This is a genomic window from Prevotella rectalis (assembly GCF_900607215.1).
In the GTDB taxonomy this organism is placed as follows: Bacteria; Bacteroidota; Bacteroidia; order Bacteroidales; family Bacteroidaceae; genus Prevotella; species Prevotella brunnea.
In genome coordinates, this window is record NZ_LR027822.1 from 84,969 (window position 1) to 86,194 (window position 1,226).

Annotated in this window: 1 protein-coding gene and 1 pseudogene; both read right to left on the minus strand. The window is 46.7% G+C overall.

All coding sequences use genetic code 11. The features are described 5' to 3' along the window. Positions 1 to 160 precede the first annotated feature (160 nt). Positions 161 to 1,006, minus strand: a complete 846-nt coding sequence (locus E0E16_RS08685; RefSeq protein ID WP_240048166.1) for an IS3 family transposase — start codon at positions 1,004 to 1,006, stop codon at positions 161 to 163. Positions 1,007 to 1,038: 32 nt separating this feature from the next. After that, positions 1,039 to 1,226 (minus strand): annotated as a pseudogene (locus E0E16_RS14390) (hypothetical protein); the annotation flags it as partial.

Genomic DNA, 1,226 nt, shown 5'->3' on the forward strand with positions numbered 1-1,226 from the left:
ATAAAAGAAGATGGACAACACCTAAGTTCCGTCATATTTTCGGCAAGGTCTTAGGGGGCTCGATGCCCCCTGGGACCTTTGGTGAAGATGGCATAAGACCGTCGTTCGCCATATTTTCGGCGTTCCAAAGATACTTTATATTTTTCTTTTTTGCAAGCATTTATCTCTTTTTCCAAAGATTTCTCCCGGGCTGTTCGCCTCTATAGACATCCATCGGACATTTCATTCCTATGCTCATATGCGGTCGTCTGTAGTTGTAGAAGGCTATTGCCTTGGAGATTTCCATGTTGGCCTGGTCATAATCTCGGTACATCTCCTGCTGGTAAATCCACTCAACCTTAAAGGTTCCATTCGTCCTTTCCGCCACAGGATTGTCCGTAGGATTGTACCGTTCTGTCATACTAACCCTGATATGGTGGCACATAAGAGTTTCAACATATAGGTGGCAGGCGTATTGCGAACCTCTGTCAGAGTGGTGTATCGTTCCGCAGAGGTTGCCTCCTCCGGCTGCCTTAACTGCCATTAGCAATGCCTCCTTCGTATTTATAGCCTCCATGGTTTCGGATAAGCACCAGCCTATGACAGCATGTGAGTAAACATCTGTAATGAGATGGAGGTACAGGACGTTGCCGTAAATCCAAACGTAGGTTATGTCGGCTGCCCAAATGTGGTTAGCATACATTGCCGTAACACCTTGTACAAGATTAGGATACTTCCTATAAGGATGATTGGAGTCCGTTGTACGTCTTCGCTTGTTCTTGGGAAGCATAAGTCCTTCTGAAGCAAGTAGTTTTAAGAAGGAGTCGCGACCATGAGTAACATCTTCACCTAGCTCCGACTTGAGGAGGACGTGCAGTTTCACACCGCCTATCCCGGGACAGCAGGCACGATAGTAGAGTACATTGTCAACTATCAGTTTACGCCTTTGCCGCTCAGAAATCACAAGCTTGCTGCTTGCGTAATACCACTGGCGTTTCTTGCCAAACAGCCCACAGAGGAATTCCACGGATACACCGGGAAACTCCTCACGCAGCGCCGTTACTGTTTGGCACCATCTTTTTTTAAGATGCTGATACCCTCCTCGGATTCGGCTATCTCTATGAGTTTCTCATAGGCACGGCTGCGCATCTTCTCCAAAGACAATGCGTGTTGGAGGTTCACTATCTTCTGGCGCAATATCTCATTGTCTGTCAAATTCGTTTCTTTATGAGCCATACGATACCTCT